General features: G+C 47.2%; 15 protein-coding genes. All 15 read right to left on the reverse strand.

All coding sequences use genetic code 11. From position 1 onward, the window contains the following. Positions 1-6 precede the first annotated feature (6 nt). Positions 7-585 carry a CDP-diacylglycerol--glycerol-3-phosphate 3-phosphatidyltransferase gene (gene pgsA, locus AC5W14_RS00775; RefSeq protein ID WP_496193485.1) on the reverse strand — a complete coding sequence of 193 codons (579 nt, stop codon included), beginning with the start codon at positions 583-585 and terminating at the stop codon, positions 7-9. Positions 586-835: 250 nt separating this feature from the next. Beyond that, positions 836-1,681 (reverse strand): helix-turn-helix domain-containing protein, encoded by an 846-nt coding sequence (locus AC5W14_RS00780; protein WP_496059498.1) that lies wholly within the window; start codon positions 1,679-1,681, stop codon positions 836-838. A 17-nt stretch (positions 1,682-1,698) separates the two neighbouring features. Next, positions 1,699-2,472, reverse strand: a complete 774-nt coding sequence (locus AC5W14_RS00785) for a DUF3388 domain-containing protein (RefSeq protein ID WP_252313772.1) — start codon at positions 2,470-2,472, stop codon at positions 1,699-1,701. Between the two features lie 82 nt (positions 2,473-2,554). Continuing rightward, positions 2,555-3,286, reverse strand: a complete 732-nt coding sequence (gene ymfI / locus AC5W14_RS00790) for an elongation factor P 5-aminopentanone reductase (RefSeq protein ID WP_496193486.1) — start codon at positions 3,284-3,286, stop codon at positions 2,555-2,557. Then, entirely contained in the window at positions 3,279-4,568 is a 1,290-nt protein-coding gene (gene yfmH, locus AC5W14_RS00795) for an EF-P 5-aminopentanol modification-associated protein YfmH (protein ID WP_496193487.1), read from the reverse strand. Before yfmH ends, ymfI begins: the two co-directional genes overlap by 8 nt. Continuing rightward, positions 4,569-5,843, reverse strand: coding sequence for an EF-P 5-aminopentanol modification-associated protein YfmF (gene yfmF, locus AC5W14_RS00800; RefSeq protein WP_496059495.1), 1,275 nt, complete (start codon positions 5,841-5,843; stop codon positions 4,569-4,571). Positions 5,844-5,861: 18 nt separating this feature from the next. Continuing rightward, positions 5,862-8,213, reverse strand: coding sequence for an FtsK/SpoIIIE family DNA translocase (locus AC5W14_RS00805; RefSeq protein WP_496193488.1), 2,352 nt, complete (start codon positions 8,211-8,213; stop codon positions 5,862-5,864). Positions 8,214-8,405: 192 nt separating this feature from the next. Then, positions 8,406-10,073, reverse strand: a complete 1,668-nt coding sequence (locus tag AC5W14_RS00810) for a ribonuclease J (RefSeq protein ID WP_496193489.1) — start codon at positions 10,071-10,073, stop codon at positions 8,406-8,408. A 216-nt stretch (positions 10,074-10,289) separates the two neighbouring features. Continuing rightward, positions 10,290-11,159 (reverse strand): 4-hydroxy-tetrahydrodipicolinate synthase, encoded by an 870-nt coding sequence (gene dapA, locus AC5W14_RS00815; protein WP_496059492.1) that lies wholly within the window; start codon positions 11,157-11,159, stop codon positions 10,290-10,292. A 68-nt stretch (positions 11,160-11,227) separates the two neighbouring features. Beyond that, complete coding sequence (dapG, locus tag AC5W14_RS00820; RefSeq protein WP_496059491.1) at positions 11,228-12,451, reverse strand: aspartate kinase; 1,224 nt, start codon at positions 12,449-12,451, stop codon at positions 11,228-11,230. A gap of 20 nt (positions 12,452-12,471) precedes the next feature. After that, positions 12,472-13,527 carry an aspartate-semialdehyde dehydrogenase gene (gene asd / locus AC5W14_RS00825; protein WP_496193490.1) on the reverse strand — a complete coding sequence of 352 codons (1,056 nt, stop codon included), beginning with the start codon at positions 13,525-13,527 and terminating at the stop codon, positions 12,472-12,474. Between the two features lie 98 nt (positions 13,528-13,625). Then, complete coding sequence (locus AC5W14_RS00830) at positions 13,626-14,888, reverse strand: M16 family metallopeptidase (protein WP_496059489.1); 1,263 nt, start codon at positions 14,886-14,888, stop codon at positions 13,626-13,628. A 119-nt stretch (positions 14,889-15,007) separates the two neighbouring features. Beyond that, positions 15,008-17,104 carry a polyribonucleotide nucleotidyltransferase gene (locus tag AC5W14_RS00835; RefSeq protein WP_496193491.1) on the reverse strand — a complete coding sequence of 699 codons (2,097 nt, stop codon included), beginning with the start codon at positions 17,102-17,104 and terminating at the stop codon, positions 15,008-15,010. 154 nt (positions 17,105-17,258) lie between these two features. Then, complete coding sequence (gene rpsO / locus AC5W14_RS00840) at positions 17,259-17,528, reverse strand: 30S ribosomal protein S15 (protein WP_252313781.1); 270 nt, start codon at positions 17,526-17,528, stop codon at positions 17,259-17,261. 137 nt (positions 17,529-17,665) lie between these two features. Continuing rightward, positions 17,666-18,643, reverse strand: a complete 978-nt coding sequence (locus tag AC5W14_RS00845; RefSeq protein ID WP_496059487.1) for a bifunctional riboflavin kinase/FAD synthetase — start codon at positions 18,641-18,643, stop codon at positions 17,666-17,668. Positions 18,644-18,649 lie beyond the last annotated feature (6 nt).

Raw genomic sequence — 18,649 nt, forward strand, 5'->3', positions numbered from 1 at the left:
TTTCTGTTAGGTGGATTTCAGCATCACATGCTTGTTTTTCATAAAGTAATCAACACCGGACACAATAGTCAGCAGAACGGCAATCCACATTAGTCCCATACCAACCGGCAGTCCGATAAGACTAAACGGCAGGTTGTGAAATAACAGCACGGTAATAGCCGCCATTTGAAAAACGGTTTTCCATTTACCGAGGCCGCTCGCAGCGATAACGTCGCCTTCTGCAGCAGCGACGAGCCGGATGCCGGTTACAGCAAATTCACGGCTTAAAATAACAATCGCCATCCAGGATGGCAGAAGCTGCAGGTCAATTAAAACAAGCAGTGCTGCAGTCACAAGCAGTTTGTCTGCAAGCGGATCAAGGAATTTACCAAAGCTTGTAATCAGCTGACGCTTGCGGGCAATGTAGCCGTCAAGCCAGTCTGTAGCTGCAGCTATGATGAAAATAATGCCGCCTATTACATGGGACACCGGGATACTGTACGTCCCTGAGCCGATCATGCCAAGCCAGGGAGGAATTAACATAAAGAACACAAACAGGGGAATCAATGCTATTCGTGCCAATGTGATTTTATTTGGAAGGTTCATCAGGCGCTTACCCCTTTTCTTTTTCTTTCTAAACAGCGCACATCCTCAAAAAATGATGTTAGTTGTTATTGTACCATAATTCTACTTTTCCGCGGCGGACACCAGGAGATTTTCACTGCCTTACCGGGCTTTTTTCTCTTGTTCCCGCTTTTTGTTCAGAAAAGCTCAGACCCTTTTCATCTGTTTTTCGAAGTTCAGTAACTTCCTCTAAAGCAATAGTTGAAAAAAAGCGCCGGAACTGCGGCGCTTTTTACTCTGCTCTTTCAAATATAACGTTCTGGTGAATGGAATCGCTTGGCCATTCAAATGCCTCACCGTTAATGGTTACTTCCACACCGGACGTATTCCCGATGTTAAAGAGAACATAATCCCTGTCACTGTAATCAAGCGTGACCGGATCCATATCAGCAGTGGCGTCATACTGATCAATAATACTGCCGCTCTCGTCCTGAGTATCAATATAAGCGTCTCCTGTAAATGCCAGTTCGAATTCAAGGGATTCCATATCCGAGATGTCGTACGTGGTTACCATGCCTTCGCTTGATATTTCCTCGGGCTGGTTTTCATTGTCCGTTTCTGCAGGCTCCTCTTGTTCTTCTTCCTGCTGCGGAGGAGCCGGTTCGCCGGGATCTTCATTCGATTCGACCTGTACTCCCGGATCTTCCCCGGGAGAGGACGACTGATCCCCGCTGTCGCTTAGGCCCTGAATAGCTAAAAACAGGCCGAAGCCGACAATACCTAAAAACAGGATTCCTGCAAATACAGGCAGAAGCGTTGTTCTGCCCGAAGACTTCCTGGAGGAGTTCCGGCGGCGCTGGAGACGATCGATCCGGGAATTACGCCTGCTTTCCGGGTGGTGAATTTCTGGAAGCTCCGCTCCATACTGATCTATAACCTGGTCCGGATCAAGACCGAGTGCTTCGGAGTAGCTTTTTACGAACGCTTTCGCATAAAAAGCGCCCGGCAGCGCTTCATACTGGCCGTTTTCAATCGCCAGCAGATAACGCTTTTGAATCTTTGTTGCTTCCTGGAGATAATCAAGAGACATGTTTTGATCCAACCGTTTGTTACGTAGAAAAGCCCCTAATTCTGACATGCTGTACCACCTACCATCTAACTAATATCAAACGAAGAAAAGCCGGAATCCACTACATCATACGTAATAACCTGGCTGTCATCATTACGCAGTTCAATAATACAATCAAAATCCTGGATGGTGTAATGGGACTCACGGATAAAAATATCCGGGTGCTCAACTACTTTAACAGAGGGCAGCTTCATAACCTGATCGACAAGGTCCCTGTGTTTCTGGGGCGCCCGCATCATGCTGACAATACCATCAATAATATAAATGTGTCCTTCTCCCTTTTCATCTTCCCCCAGATGGCTTCTTACCGTCTGGCGCAGAAGGGTGGACGAGATAAACGTCCAGCGCTTATTGGCGCATACGCTGGCTGCTACCAGGGATTCTGTTTTTCCAACACGCGGCATCCCCCGGATGCCTACTAAATAATGGCGGTCTTTTTTAAAAAGTTCGGCAATAAAGTCGACGAGCAGCCCTAATTCATCGCGGACGAACCGGAACGTTTTTTTATCATCGGCATCCCGTTCAATGTAACGGCCGTGCATAACAGCAAGCCGGTCCCGAAGCCTTGGCTCCCGGATTTTCCGCAGCGTAATTGTATCGATGGTTTCCATAATGCTGCGCAGCCTGACGACCGAATCATCATGCCGGCTGCGGATCAGCATCCCGCGCCTGCTGTGCTCTACTCCATTGATCGTGACGATGTTAATCGAAAGCATACCGAGCAGGGAAGAAATGTCCCCGAGAAGGCCGGGTCTGTTTTCGTGAATTTCATATTCCATATACCATTCTTTGGGCTCCATTGTCTCCGCCTGCCTTTCCTGTGCTGCCTATAGATTAGTTACTATTATTGTAACGTTTGTCTAAAAGCGGCACAAAGCTTTTTTACGAAAAACCGCCGTCTATTTGTAAAGTATGTCCATTCATGTACGAAGAGCGGCTGGAAAACAAAAAAGCAACTGCTTCTGCCACTTCTTCCGGCCTGCCCATTCTTCCGGCTGGAATCTGTGCCACCAGGTCCTCCTGCTCTTCTGTTGAAAAAATACCGTTCATTGGTGTATCGATAACTCCAGGAGCGATCGCATTCACGTTGATACCGCTTGGGGCTGCCTCTTTGGCAAGAGAACGGACGAATGCTTCCATTCCCCCTTTTGCCGCAGAATAGACAGTTTCCATCGCGGTCCCGCTGCTCGCCCATATAGAAGAAATCAATACGATGGTTCCCTGCTTTTCCTGAATCATATAAGGAAGCAGCTTTTGGCATGTAAACACTGCCTGAATTAAATGAGAGTGAAACTGGCTCATTATTTCTTCAGGCTGTGCATCCTGCAGCAGGCCGTACAGGGAAGCCCCTGCTGCATATACGAGGCCGCTGACCGGGGAGTGCACCTGCCGGAGTAATACTTCCGCCCCGTTTTCTTTTGATAGGTCGGCGCGCAGAATATATGCTTTGCCTCCAAGTTCGCGGCATCTGTTGGCGAGCTGGTTCATCCTGCTGTCTGAGGCTTCGTGACAGTGCAGAAACAAGGAATATCCTTCTTCAGCAAGCTTCACGGCAGCGGCGCTTCCGATTGCTCCGCTTGCCCCTGTCACTAATACGAAAGGTCTGCTACTCATTAGTCTTTTTTACGACTTGGGAAACCGAACGTTCCGGTCCGTGAAAATGCTGTTTCCATAATGCCAGACATTCTTCTGCCGTAATTGACTCCAGCACAGCCGCTGTATCAAACATATCCATTCCTGCAAAAGCATAGCTCGTATATTGGCTGGCCATAAATTCGAGGCTGTTTAACTGGCGCAGAAACGTGCCGATGTTGCGGCGCTTGATGCGCTCAAACATATCTGTATCAAATGCCGATGGATCTTTGGACTCCAGCAGATTCGTGATTCGGTTCTGCAGTTTATCCGGATCGGCCGTATCCCCGCCTGCTACAAAAAAGGTAAAGGAGCGGTCTACCTGAAACTCACCGGAAAATGAATCATCAATCAAACCTTCTTCATACAGAGATTCGTAAAAGGTGGTCCCGGGACCAATTAATGTATCCATCAGCAGATCCATGGCGAGTTCGTAGCGCATTAACTCTTCGCCTGTTCTCTCCTGGAGCACTTTATAGCCCACCAAAACTTTTGGTGTATTAACGCTCATTTCCAGAATTTTTTTTGGAGAGGCGGCTTCTGCCGGCTCTTCCGGAAGAATACGCTTCAGCTCGGGTGCAGGGGGAAAGTCCTTGCCTGCCTGATTTTCTTTAACTAATGCCATTAATGCTTCCGGATCGGCATCGCCTGCAATAAACAGCGCCATATTGGAAGGGTGGTAAAACGTTTCATAGCACGTATACAAATCTTCTTTTGTAATATCATAAATAGATGCTACCGTACCGGCGATATCAATCTTAGCCGGGTGTTCATGGTACATGCCGCCGAGAAGCTGGAAAAAGGCAAGCCAGTCTGCCTGGTCTTCATACATGCGGATTTCCTGCTCAATAATGCCTTTTTCTTTCTCTACGCTTTCTTCTGTAAAATACGGGTGCTGGACAAAATCAAGCAGCGTGCTGATATTTTTTTCCGTCTGGGCCGTGCTGGAAAACAAATAGGCCGTTTTCGTAAAGCTCGTAAAAGCGTTTGACGATGCCCCCTGTTTACCAAATGTCTGGAACACGTCCCCTTCTTCATCTTCAAACATTTTATGCTCCAGAAAATGAGCAATGCCATCCGGCACTTTTACCGGCTCGCTTTTTCCAATCGGCGTAAAGTGGTTATCGATGGATCCGTAGTTGGTTGTAAATGTTGCAAATGTTTTATGGAAGCCTTTTTTCGGCAGAATATATACCTGCAGGCCATTATCAAGCACTTCGTAGTAAAGCGTTTCATCAATTGTGTTTTTTTCGAGCGTGTTCATTTATTGGTCCTCCTTCTCTCCATGAAGAAAAAATACAGTATCTATCACAATATCTGCTGCGCAGTCGGCTACTTCTTCAAGCGTAACGGCTTTCACCTGGCTGATCCATTCATCCATAGATACCTGACGTTCCCCGACAATACCCTGATAAAGCAGATCGGCGGTGCCTTTGGCAGAATCTGCTGTTTCGAGCAGCTGATTTACAAGCATACCTTTTGTCTGTTCTACTTCGTCTTCGGTGAACCGTCCGATTTTCATGTCCTCAATCTGTTCTGTAATAATAGCGAGCGCTTTATCGTACTGGGACGTTTCGATCCCGGCCATAATCGTGACAAAGCCTTTTAAGCTGTCGTATCTGGATGCTGCATAATAAGCGAGACTTTCTTTTTCCCTCACGTTTAAAAACAGCTTCGAATGAGGAAATCCACCGAGCAGCGCATTGGCTACCTGCATGGCAGCAAATGAAGAATCTTTAAAATAGACCGGCACCCGGCAGCCGATATGAAGTTTCCCCTGCTGGATATCATCGGTTTCTTTTATATAATTAGGGGTCTCTCTTACTGAATAAGCGGTGCCCGCTGTTTCTTTTACCTGCAGATTGTCTTCAAAAATAGAAAATGCCGAGGCTGCTTTAACGGCTTGTTCTTCTTCCACATCTCCAATAATATACATGTCCACTTTGTCTTCTTGAATCATAGAGTTATAGATCACCATGAGTCTGTCTGCCGTAATGGCTTCCAGGCGCTCCAGTTCTCCCTGTGCCTGCAATCTGTAAGGATCATCGGGAAACATATGCTGAAGCATCCGGTTGTTGGCATAGCGGATTTTATCGTCATACACAGCTTCCATCCGCTGCTGAAGGTTTCGTTTTTCTTCCAGCATAATTTTTTCAGAGAACACACCGTTTTCCAGATAAGGCGCCAGAACGGCACCTTTTAGAAAAGCAAGTCCTTCTTCCAAAAGCGGTTCTGCATGCTCAATATACCGCTCATTGGCAATATCGAGCCGGAAGGTAAGCAGATGATAATCGCCTTTTTTGGCTACATCCGTTGTAAATACCGCACCGTATAAATAATCCAGGTGGGAACGGATGCTTTTACGGGAAGGGTAGTCGGATGTGGCGCTTTTTAACACCTGGGCAAGCAGGGAACGTTCTGTAGCTGTTTCCGCTTCAAGCGGTGCGAGCATCTGCAGCAGAATCGTTGTTGTTTTGAATTTTTTTGTCGGCAGCAGATGAAGCGCTGCCCCTGTATTAATCTGTTCTTTCTCTACCATTGGCTTTGAGCCCCTTTCTTAATACCTTGGTGCTTCTTCTTCAGCTGCCGGAGGGGCGGAGATCACGTCTCTTGGCTTGCTTCCGCCGTATGGTCCTACAATGCCGCGTTCTTCCATGGCATCAATCAGACGTGCAGCCCTCGTGTATCCTACGCGGAATTTCCGCTGCAGCATGGAAACAGACGCACTTTGTCTTTCTACGACAAAAGCTACTGCTTCATCGTATAAAGAGTCATCTATTTCTTCAACTTGTTCTACTTTGTCATCAGGAATCATTTCCTCCTGGTAATTGGCTTTCTGCTGGGCGATTACTGAAGCGACAATTGCTTCGACTTCTCCATCGGAAATAAAGGCGCCTTGGATACGCGTTGATTTATTGGATCCTACCGGAGAAAAAAGCATATCTCCTTTTCCAAGAAGCTTTTCAGCGCCGCCGCTGTCCAAAATGGTGCGGGAGTCAATCTGGCTTGTAACCCCAAATGCAATCCGTGAAGGAATGTTTGCTTTGATTACTCCTGTTATTACATTAACAGACGGACGCTGGGTTGCGATAATCATATGAATCCCTGCGGCTCTTGCCATTTGGGCAAGTCTGGTGATCGCATCTTCCACATCGCTTGAAGCGACCATCATTAAATCAGCCAGCTCATCGACAATCACAACGATGTAAGGCAGTTCCAGCTGTTTGTCCCCGCTTTTTTCGTTTTCTTTTTTAACGTACTGATTGTAGCCTTCCATGTTCCGCGTCCCTGTATGGGAAAACAGGTCATAGCGCCGTTCCATTTCCGCCACTACTTTTTTAAGCGCCTGTGCGGCCCGCTTCGGCTCTGTTACCACCGGTGCGAGCAGGTGGGGAATCCCGTTATATACATTAAGTTCCACCATTTTAGGATCAATCATCATCAGCTTTACTTCATGCGGTTTTGCTTTCATTAGAATGCTCGTAATAATGCCATTAATACAGACACTTTTTCCGCTTCCCGTAGCCCCTGCTACGAGCAGATGAGGCATCTTATTTAAGGCGGCCAGCACGGGTTCGCCTGATATATCACGGCCGAGTGCTACTGCAAGTGGATGGTTGTCTTTCTTCATTCCTGTTTCCAGTACTTCCCGGACCGTCACCATTGCTACTTCCTGATTCGGTATTTCAATGCCGACGGCTGATTTCCCGGGGATAGGTGCTTCTATACGAATATCACGCGCAGCCAGAGCCAGCGCTAAATCATCGGTTAAATTGACAATTCTGCTCACTTTCACTCCTGTATCCGGCTGCACTTCGTATTTAGTCACGGCAGGACCAAGGTGCACTTCGTTTACTTTTGCTTTCACACCAAAGCTTAACAAAGTTTCTTCAAGTTTTCTTGCATTCGAGCTCAGCATGCGTTTTTCTACATGCTGGGTGTTGCGCTCCGGTGCATTTAATAAATCGAGTGAAGGCAGGATATAATTTTTATTTTCTTCTTCTGCCGACGAGGCCAGTACGGCTTCTTCTGTTCCTTCAGAGGTTCCATCGGTTTCAACAGGCGGTTCGACGGTTTTTTTCGTTGAAGCTGCTTCTGTTTTTTCCGGTCCCTCCTGTTTTTCATAAGCGTTTTCAGCGAAATTATAGATAAGCGGCGTTTCCGGCTCTTGTTCCACCAGCTCCTGCTGCTCATATACCGGCTCTTTCGTCTTTGCTACTGGTTTCTTTTTTGCCTCTTTCGGTTCGGCAGCGCGTGCCTGTCTTTTCTGTTCCCGCTGCGCTTTGGAAGCCTGATATTTCTCGTTCAGCACGGCCTGGGTCTTTTTCACAGCCGGTGCTGTTTTTGTTTTCGTACCATTGGCCAAATCCTGCAGCGTTACGCCGGTAATAATCATCAGCGCCACGATGGCCAGCAGAACAGCAATCAAATAAGAGCCCGGCACCCCGAACAGGGTGTATGTACCTGCGTAAAGAAGAGCTCCCGTCATTCCTCCGCCAATCGATGCGTTGGCCGCTCCAGTCGCCTGCTCCGTGAACGCATTCCATGTAACAGCCAGACTTCCTCCGGCTTCGTCCTGTCCGGAGGCCTCATTCATAAAGGCGATATGGCTGAATATCAGCACAGACAATCCGCCCATACATACGCCGGCGCCGATACGCTTATTGATACGCGGCCATTTTTTCTTGAAAATAAACGCTGCCGCAACAGCTATAACGCCTAGATTTAATACGATGTGAAAATCTCCTGCAAAGAAACGCAGAAAAGAAACGAGCAGTTCGCCTACCAGCCCGAACTGAAACAGCGCTGTTAAAGCAAGGGTAAGCAGAACCAGTCCCGTCCATTCTATTTTCATTTCGCTTTTTCGTTTTTTGGTCCATTTTTTTGTCCGTTTCCGTTTTTTTGCCACTTCTTGTCCACCTCATTATCTGTTCTCACCTGTTGTATTAAAGCCGTTCTCTGTTCTTGTATGCCTGTTGTTATTATAGCATATGGCTCTGCTGCTAAGGCGCAGCACCGTGTATTTTTCCGTTTTCCGGATGCAAAAAGCCTGCTGAAGAATCATAGATTCCAATCAGCAGGGCTTTTCTTCATTTTTATATTACACTTCCATAATAATAGGCAGGATCATCGGGCGGCGCTTCGTTTTTTCGTATAGAAAACGACTCAGCACGTCGCGGACGCTGCTTTTTAGCGTGGACCATTCTTTTTCTTTTTCTGCAATGCATTTTTCCAAAGTGGCCGTCACTTTTTTGTTTGCTTCTTCAAGCAGTTCTTCCGATTCGCGTACATACACGAATCCTCTCGAAATAATATCGGGACCGGAAGCAATCGTTCCTGTTTTTTTGTTAAGGGTGACGACAACGACTAGAATACCGTCTTCCGATAACAGGCGTCTGTCCCGAAGCACAATGTTTCCCACGTCTCCTACCCCGAGTCCGTCTATTAAGACGTTTCCGGAAGCTACTTTTCCAGCGCGGCGGGCTTTGCGTTTCGTGAATTCCACGACTTCGCCTTTATCGACTAAAAAGATATTGGCCGGATTAACGCCGGCTTTTTCAGCGAGTTCGCCATGGGCGGACTGCATCCGGTACTCTCCGTGAATCGGAATGAAATACTTCGGCTTGACGATATTAAGCATGGTCATTAATTCCTGCTGGCTGGCATGGCCGGACGTGTGAATGCTGTTTTTTCCGTAGACCACTTCCGCGCCTACTTGGTAGATCGCATCAATCGTACGGCTGACCGTTTTTTCATGGCCGGGGATAGGATTGGCTGCAATCAGGACTTTATCGCCTTCCTGAATGGACAGCTGACGGTTTGCGCCTTTTACAAGACGGGTCAGTGCAGACATTGGTTCTCCCTGGCTTCCGGCACACAAAATCGTTATTTGATGAGGCGCATAGCTTTCCACTTCGTTCGCTTCAATAAACGTATCCTCGTGGCGCTGAAGATAGCCGAGTTTATGCGAAATTTCGATTGCTTTGAGCATACTGTGCCCGACTACCGCAATTTTACGGCCTTCTTTTTCCGACGCATTAATAACCTGCTGAATACGGTGAATGTTGGAAGCAAACGTCGTAACGACAATGCGGCCTTTTGTTTCAATAAAGGCATCCATCATCTGCTCACCGGCCACTGCTTCGGATGGAGTCGTTCCCGGCACTTCGGCATTAATACTATCCGAAAGCAGGCAGAGTACGCCTTTTTTGCCGTAGTTGGTCAACTTGCCTATTTCAGTGAGCTGGCCGTCGATCGGCGTCTGGTCGAATTTGAAATCACCGGTGTGCACAATCAAACCCTGCGGGGTGTCGATGCATACGCCGATAGAATCCGGCAGGCTGTGCGTCGTTCTGAAAAAGCTTACAGGCAAACTGCCAATTGTGAGGCGTGATTTCGGATCAAACGAGCGGAGATCCGTTTTCTTGCGGAGTCCATTTTCTTTAATATGGTCTTCCACGATAGCAATAGTAAGCTTTGTTCCATAAACAGGCGCATTAATTTTACGCAGAATATAAGGAAGAGCTCCTATATGGTCTTCGTGCCCGTGTGTCACGATAATCCCGCGGATTTTTTCTTTATTCTGCACGAGATACGAGATATCCGGAATAACGATGTCTACGCCGAGCATATCATCTTCCGGAAACATTAACCCCGCTTCAATAATAAGAATATCTTCTTCTGTTTCCACAACATACATATTTTTACCAATTTCGCCTACGCCGCCCAAGGCAAAAATACGAATGCTGTCTGTATTTTGATTTGACAATGTGTTTCCTCCTATATAGTCTATATTCTTCTGTAGTAGTGTGATCGAAGCAGTCATCTATTTACTTTGCATACCCGGTCCAGCACTTGATTGTAGTATAACGCAAGTCGAAATAAGAATACAAGGTCTCTTTACTATCGGAAAAGGGGCTCTGTTCCATTTCTTTATGTATTCAAGTTATAACAGCCGGCTCTCATAAAAAGAAAAGCCCGGCCATCAGGCCAGGCTGAACCATTGCTCCAATTGTTTAATTTCTGCATCTGTCAGCGGCAGCATCGGCAGTCTCGTATCGCGCGAGATAATTCCCTGCTGTTCGAGCATTGCTTTAACAGGCGCCGGGTTCGGGGCAATAAAGCAAGCTTTCATTTTCGGAAGCAGCGACCGGTGAATTGCCGAGGCGTGCTCCACAGACCCTTCAGAGAAGGCCTGGACCATTTCTCTGAGCTCGTGCCCTGCAATATGAGCCGCAACCGATACAACACCGTATCCGCCTACACTCATGATCGGAAGCGTCATCGAATCATCCCCGCTGTACACAGCGAAGTTCTCCGGAGTTGAAGCAATAATATGCGAAATCTGATCCAGGCTTCCGCTTGCTTCTTTTACGGACGTAATGTTTGGAATGCCCGCGAGTTTAATCATCGTTTCCGCCTGCAGATTGATGATGCAGCGGCCCGGTATGTTATACACCATGACAGGAAGGGTCGTCGCTGACGCGATCGCTTTAAAATGTTCATACATACCTTCCTGGCTCGGTTTATTATAGTATGGCGTGACCGCCATAATTCCATCAATACCGAGTTTCGAGGCTTTTTCCGTCAGCGCGGTGGAATACCCGGTATCATTTGTACCCGTACCTGCGATAACCGGCACGCGTCGTCCGCTGATTTCAGCTGTGCGCTGGAATAGCTTTAACTTTTCATCGGTCGTAAGCGTCGGTGATTCGCCGGTCGTTCCGGCGATAACCAACCCTTCACTTCCGGTCAGAATCAAATGCTCCACTACTTTTTCTACACCCTGCCAGTCAATCTTCCCCTCGTTGTCGAAGGGAGTAACCATGGCGGTCAATATTCGGCCAAATTCCAAGCTCTCCCTCCCCCTTTCCTTTTTACTTTGTTTTTTTCATATAGGAAAATGGAGAATGCTGTATTGTATTACTGTTTCACCCGCCGGCCTAATTCAAACATCTGATGAAGCGCCAGTACGGCTTTATTCATATCTTCCCCGTGAACGAGCGTCCAAATCGTTGTATGCGAATCCGCCGACTGCAGAATAGATATTTCTTTTTCTGCCAGTGCGCCGACGATTTTGGACACCACGCCCGGCACCCCCGTCATGCCGGCACCTACTGCGGATATTTTGGCGCAGTTATGAATAAAGGTGCCTTCCAGCTGCTTTGTATCAAGCAGAATCTTCACTTCCGGGCTTCTATCATCAGGTACCGTAAAGATGAGGCGCTGCGGCTGAATCGTAATAAAGTCGACCGATATATCATTTTCAGCCAGTTCTTTGAATACAGCTGCCTGCTGCGCCACACCTTCTGCATGCTCCACGGTAACCTGTGTGACGCCGGAAATATGGGCAATCCCTGTTACCTGGCGCTCAACACGGTCAGACCCTGCCGTACCGCCGATAATCGCTGATATAAGTGTTCCTGGTGCATCGGATGCCGTTGAACGGATGCGGATTGGTACTTTTCCCTGCATCGCAATTTCCACAGCACGGGGGTGGATGACTTTGGCTCCCTGATAAGCCATATTGCATATCTCCTGATACGTAGCGGACGGAAGAATTTCCGCCTCCTCCACGACACGGGGATCCGCCGTCATAATGCCTTCTACATCTGTAAAAATATCTACGTACTCTGCCTGGAGCGCTGCGCCGATCGCTGTCGCGGACGTATCGCTGCCTCCGCGGCCGAGCGTAGTAAGCTCGCCGTCTCCGGATACCCCTTGAAAACCGGCGACTACGACGACATCTGTTTCTTCGAGACGCTTAACAAGTGCCTCCGTCTGCATATCGACAATACGGGCTGCCCCGTACTGTCCATCTGTGCGGAAACCAGCTTGTGCGCCGGTCATAGCAGAAGCTTTTAGCTTTTTGGACTGCAGCAGCTCCGTAAAAATAACCGAAGAAATCGTCTCTCCTACACTTACAAGCATATCTTTTTCCCTTGTGCTGATCTGGGAACCGTTCTGGTTCAACAGCCCAAGCAGTGTATCGGTCGCATAAGGGTCTCCCTGCCGTCCCATTGCCGAAACGACGGCAACGACTTTATACCCCTCTTCTACCGCACGTGCTACATGAGCGGCCGCAAGCTCTCTAGTTGCTTCATCTTTAACGGATGTTCCACCGAATTTTTGTACAATAACTTTCATGCTGCACCTCGTTCATCATTTTACGATGGCTTTACAAGCCCAAGTTTGAGTAAGCTTTCTGCAATCTGTACGGAGTTGTAGGCAGCTCCTTTTAAAAGGTTGTCAGAAACAACCCAGAAATGATAAGCGTTTGCACGATCCAGGTCTTTTCTGATGCGGCCGACAAATACGTCCGGCAGACCGACACTGTCAAGTGCCATTGGATACTCCTGGTTGGCAGGATCATCTTTAAGTGTAATTCCTGCAGAATCTTTGAGAAGCGCCTTTAACTCTTCCACGCCTGGATTTCCGTTTTCTGTTTCAATATATACTGATTCAGAATGACCGGTTTCAACCGGAAGGCGCACGCAGGTTGCAGCTACTTCAAGCTCGTCCTGATGCAGAATCTTTTTTGTTTCATTCATCATTTTGATCTCTTCAAAGGTATAGCCGTTGTCCTGAAACTTATCAATCTGCGGGATCGCATTAAAAGCAATCGGAAAATGTTTTTTGTCTCCGCCGACAGGAAGAATTTCCGGATCGGCATCTTTTCCGTCCAAAACATCCCGGGACTGATTTTTCATTTCTTCTACAGCGGCCCAGCCGGCGCCTGAAACAGCCTGATACGTAGAAACGATCACTTTTTTCAGACCATGCTTTTTACGGATGGGCTCTAGAGCGACAACCATTTGAATCGTTGAACAGTTCGGGTTTGCAATAATGCCGTTATGGTTATGAAGATCGGCTTCGTTCACTTCCGGAACAACAAGCGGAACATCTTTATCCATCCGGTATGCGCTAGTGTTGTCGATACAGATGGCTCCGCGTTTTACTGCTTCCGGAGCTAATTCTTTTGATACTGAACCTCCTGCAGAGAACAGGGCAATCTGAACGCCTTCGAATGATTCCGGCTTTGCTTCCTCCAGCGTATATTCGGTTCCTTGAAAGTCTACTTTTTTGCCTGCTGACCTGCTTGAGGAAAGAAGCTTTAATTCCTTAATGGGAAAATTCTTATCTGCGAGCGTTTTCAGCATCTGCTGACCAACCGCTCCTGTTGCTCCTACTACTGCTACCGTGAATCCTGTTTCATTTGACATTGAGTTATACTCCCTTTCAAAATAACAAATTCATTTTATCTCTACCTATATTAACATAAATGATCCCGAGCCGCCTGCAGATATTTCAGTGGAAATGCCTAACGGCGGGAAATTTCTGTTTTTTTCAGATGATTTTCCGGCAGGCTGCCTTCAGGGCTGATAAGCGAAATGGAATAATCCTGTCCTAAAAGTGCGTCCGCGGTACGTGCTGTATCCTCAAGCGTAATCGCTTCTATTTTTTCTACAATATCATCCAGACTTTGGTGGTAGCCGAGCAGAAGTTCATTGCGGCCGTTGCGGTTCATACGGCTGCTCGTGCTCTCCAATCCAAGCATTAAACTTCCTTTAAGCTGTTCTTTACCGTTCTCCCATTCTTTCCGGCTGATTCCATTTTGGGCCAGCTCTTTAATAACAGCCTGCATAGAATCAAACATTTCATCCAGGTGCTCCGATCCTGTGCCTCCATATATAGTCAGCATACCGCTGTCACGATAGGCGGATTGATAGGAGTACACGGAGTAGGCAAGTCCGCGCTTTTCCCTAATTTCCTGAAAAAGCCTGCTGCTCATGCTTCCTCCGAGGGCATTATTTAACAGGACGAGTGCAAACGAATCATCGTGTCCTGCCTCCAGGCCCGGAAATCCCAGACAGAGGTGGGCTTGTTCTGCCGGTTTGGTATGCACACTTTCCCCCGGCAGAAATACAGGGCTCTCCGATTTATTCTCAGATCCCCGGCGGCTTAGAGCGGAAAACGTTTCTTCTACTTTTTCCAGAAGCACTTCGTTCGTATTTCCAGCTACTGAAATGACGATATTGCTGCCTGTATAATACTTGTCCATATAGGCTTTCAGCGATTCGGAAGTAAACGAACCGACCGTATCCGTAGTGCCCAGGATCGGGCGTCCCAGCGAGTGGGCTCCGTAGGAAACTGCTTCTAAATAGTCGTGTACGATATCATCGGGTGTATCATCAACCATTTTTATTTCTTCAAAAATAACACTTCGCTCTTTTTCCAGTTCTTCTTCGTCAAAAGTTGAATGAAAAAACATATCGGAGAGAATATCCAGTGCCTGCCCGGCGTGGTCATCAAGTACTTTGGCATAAAAGCATGTATATTCTTTTGCCGTGAACGCATTCACCTGGCCGCCGATTCGGTCGAAGTTTTCCGCGATATCCGCGGGTGTTCTTGTATTGGTTCCCTTAAAAAACATGTGTTCCAGAAAGTGTGAAATTCCATTTTCTTCTGCTTTTTCATAACGGGAGCCGGTGCCGACCCAAATACCGATCGTGATGGAGCGTACAAAAGGGATATGTTCGGTTACAACACGCACTCCGTTGTCCAGTTCTTTTTTGTTTATCAACAGCTTCCTCCTTTTTGCCTCTTTTATCCTCATATATAAGAAAAACTTGGCCTAAGCCAAGCTTTTCGGATTCGTGCCTATTCAATTGGTATATCCAGCCGGAATCCGATTTTATTTTCTTATTTATTGCTGCTTTCTTCTTTTAACAATACTTTTCTCGATAAGTTAACGCGGCCCTGGTTATCAATTTCTGTAACTTTAACCATAATCTCGTCATCGAGCTTAACAATGTCTTCCACTTTATTCACGCGTTCTTCAGCAAGCTGTGAAATGTGAACCAGACCGTCTTTTCCTTTGAACAGTTCAACAAAGGCACCGAACTTTTCAATGCGTTTTACTTTACCAAGGTACGTTTCACCGACCTGTACTTCACGCACAAGATCTTCGATTCGTTTTTTTGCGGCGGCATTGGCACTGGAATCCGTAGAAGAAATATAGACGGTTCCATCCTGCTCAATATCAATTTTCACGCCGGTGTCGTCAATAATCTGGTTGATCGTTTTTCCACTCGGTCCAATAACGTCGCGGATTTTTTCCGGTTTAATATGAAGGGTCAGGATTTTCGGTGCATAGGTGGACAGCTCTTCTCTTGATCCGCCGATAGCGGAAAGCATATTGTCCAGTACGTGCAGTCTTGCCTGTCTTGCCTGCTCTAGTGCAAATTTCAATATTTCACGGTCAATACCGTCAATTTTAATATCCATCTGCAGTGCTGTAACGCCTTTTTCAGAGCCTGCTACTTTAAAGTCCATATCGCCGAGAGCATCTTCCATTCCCTGGATATCTGTGAGTACTGTAACATCTTCGTCTTCTTTTACAAGACCCATGGCAATACCGGCTACCGGTGCTTTAATAGGAACACCTGCATCCATCATGGCAAGGGCGCTTGCGCAGATACTTGCCTGTGAAGTCGAACCGTTGGATTCGAGCACTTCAGACACAAGACGAATCGTATATGGAAAATCTTTTTCGTCCGGAATTATAGCTTCCAGCGCTCTCTCACCAAGGGCGCCGTGGCCGATTTCTCTTCTGCCTGGTCCGCGGATCGGGCCTGTTTCCCCTACGCTGAACGAAGGAAAGTTATAGTGATGCATAAAGCGCTTGGATTCTTCTTCACCGATACCGTCCAGAATCTGAACATCACCGAGCGGCCCCAGTGTACATACGCTTAGCGCCTGTGTCTGGCCGCGTGTGAACAGACCGGAACCGTGCGTTCTTGATAACAGCTTAACTTCTGATGTCAATGGACGGATTTCATCCGACGTCCGGCCGTCCGGACGGATTTTATCTTTTGTGATTAATTTTCTGAACTCTTTTTTTACAAGTCCCTGAATGATTTCTTTGACTTCACCATGCTCTTCTTCAGTAAAGGATTCAAGAATCCGGTCGGATACTTCTTTAGTTGCTACATCGCGGGCCTGCTTTTCTCTAACCATTACAGCCTCGCGCAGGTCCGTGCCTGCTGTTTCTTTCACTCGTACAGTCAGCGCTTCGTCAGGCGTGCGTAATGGAATGTCGCGCTTTTTCACGTTCATTTCAGAAACGATTTTTTCCTGGAACGTGACCAGCTTTTTAATTTCTTCATGGCCGAACATAATCGCTTCAAGCATCACATCTTCTGTAACCTGCTTTGCTCCTGCTTCTACCATGTTAATTGCATTCTTCGTACCGGCAACCGTAAGGTCAATGTCACTTTCCTCAAGCTGCTTCATTGTAGGATTTATGACAAATTCTTCGTTCACACGTCCTACACGGACGCCTGCAATCGGCCCGCCAAAAGGAATGTCAGACACGCTCAGCGCCATTGAAGAACCGATCATAGCGGCCATTTCCGGCGAGCAGTCTTTATCGATGCTCATTACAATGCTGATAACCTGAAGATCATTACGAAAGCCATCCGGAAACAATGGACGGATCGGACGGTCAATTAAGCGGCTCGTTAAAATAGCGTTCTCGCTTGGACGTCCTTCGCGTTTAATAAACCCGCCCGGAATTTTACCGGCGGCGTAAAGACGCTCTTCATAGTTTACCGTCAGTGGGAAGAACGGTAGATCTTTCGGTTCTTTCGATGCTGTAGCCGTAGACAGTACAACCGTATCGCCGTAACGAACCATTACCGCTCCGTTGGCCTGCTTTGCATATTTCCCTGTTTCAATCGTTAATTCCCGTCCTGCCCAATCTATACTAAACGATTTGCTTTCTTGTTCTGTGCTCAATAGGGTATCCTCCTGTTTCTATAGTGCGCACTGCCAGAGTGCTGCCTTCGTACATATGTTCATGTAAAACAATTATATAGTTCAGCCCGCAGGCTGTAATAATTTCTTAAAAATGGCAAAAAAAGCGGGAGTTGCCCTCCCGCTTCTCTTACATTTATCTACGCAATCCAAGACTTTTGATTAGTTCACGGTAACGCGTAATATCTTTGTTACGAAGGTACGTAAGCAGGTTACGACGCTTACCAACCATTTTTAACAAACCGCGGCGTGAGTGGTGATCTTTCTTGTGTGTACGCAAATGTTCGTTAAGTGTGTTGATCTGCTCCGTTAAAATTGCTACCTGTACTTCTGGTGAACCCGTATCATTTTCGTGCGTTTTGTACTGCTCAACAATTTCAGTTTTTCTTTCTAATGTTAAAGCCATCCAAAGCACCTCCTTCAATTAGTTAACGCCAATTCCCTAGCAGGACGTCGGAGGAACGTGCATGCCAAGCAACGGCTTGATTACATTCAATAGAATACGCTTTTTTCATAGAAAAAGCAAGGCATTCCTCTTACTTTTCACAATTCCTCCAACCGGCTCTGCGGCTCTCCGGCTGCAAGTACTTCTTCCGCCTGCTTTTTGTCGAGGTGCAGCTGAGCGATAAGGTCGTCCACCGAAGAAAATTTCTTTTCCCCGCGCAGGCGCTGGACCCATTCCACCTCCACTTTTTTCCCGTAAATGGACTCATTCATCTCAAATACGTGCACTTCCACTTCCGGCCGTTCTGCTTTTATATCATGGAAAGTAGGCTTGTAGCCGATATTACAGACCCCTTTCCAGCGTCTGCCCTGCACTGTAAACCATACGGCATAAACCCCGGTTTCCGGAACCATATATGGGTCTTTTATCAGTACATTGGCGGTTGGAAAGCCGATCGTACGTCCCCGCTGCTCGCCTTTAACGACCAGTCCGCTCACAGCATATAATCTTCCGAGCAGCACGGAGGCTTTTTCCACATCCCCGTCTAAAATACACTGTTTGATTAATGTAGAACTGATTTTTTCGTTTTCCCATTCTTTTTTTCCTACCGTCGTGTAGTCCAGCTTGCCCCGGGCATGAAAAGGGAGTGTTTCCATCGTGCCTTTCCCGAGCCGGCCGTAGGAAAAATCGAAACCTGCCACGACATGGACCGTTCGCGATCCAATTAAATAAGCGTCCACAAATTCCTGAGGCTCCAGCTCTGCAAACTGCTGGTCAAAGTGGACCACAAACAGGTAGTCAACGTCCAGCTTCTTCATTTGTTCTTCTTTAACCGGAAGCGGAGTAATGTAGCGCATCGTTTCCTCGGAATAATCCGGGGACAGCACCGTTTTAGGGTGGGGACTGAACGTCATTACTGCAAGTTTGGCCTGTTTTTTTGCCGCTATTTCTCCTGCCGTGCGGATGACCTCCTGATGGCCGCGGTGAACCCCGTCAAAATAACCCAAGGCCATTACTAAAGGCGGAAAATCATCGGCCTTTGGTATATTGTCGTGATATACATAAATAGTTTTCATCGTCTC

The sequence above is a fragment of the Sinobaca sp. TMA16-18 genome (assembly GCF_059510535.1).

Excerpts from the sequence above, each read along its gene's own strand:
- pgsA (WP_496193485.1), bottom strand. The coding sequence starts at position 585 with ATGAACCTTCCAAATAAAATCACATTGGCACGAATAGCATTGATTCCC.
- AC5W14_RS00780 (WP_496059498.1), bottom strand. The coding sequence starts at position 1,681 with ATGTCAGAATTAGGGGCTTTTCTACGTAACAAACGGTTGGATCAAAAC.
- AC5W14_RS00785 (WP_252313772.1), bottom strand. The coding sequence starts at position 2,472 with ATGGAGCCCAAAGAATGGTATATGGAATATGAAATTCACGAAAACAGA.
- ymfI (WP_496193486.1), bottom strand. The coding sequence starts at position 3,286 with ATGAGTAGCAGACCTTTCGTATTAGTGACAGGGGCAAGCGGAGCAATC.
- yfmH (WP_496193487.1), bottom strand. The coding sequence starts at position 4,568 with ATGAACACGCTCGAAAAAAACACAATTGATGAAACGCTTTACTACGAA.
- yfmF (WP_496059495.1), bottom strand. The coding sequence starts at position 5,843 with ATGGTAGAGAAAGAACAGATTAATACAGGGGCAGCGCTTCATCTGCTG.
- dapG (WP_496059491.1), bottom strand. The coding sequence starts at position 12,451 with ATGAAAGTTATTGTACAAAAATTCGGTGGAACATCCGTTAAAGATGAA.
- asd (WP_496193490.1), bottom strand. The coding sequence starts at position 13,527 with ATGTCAAATGAAACAGGATTCACGGTAGCAGTAGTAGGAGCAACAGGA.
- rpsO (WP_252313781.1), bottom strand. The coding sequence starts at position 17,528 with ATGGCTTTAACATTAGAAAGAAAAACTGAAATTGTTGAGCAGTACAAA.
- AC5W14_RS00845 (WP_496059487.1), bottom strand. The coding sequence starts at position 18,643 with ATGAAAACTATTTATGTATATCACGACAATATACCAAAGGCCGATGAT.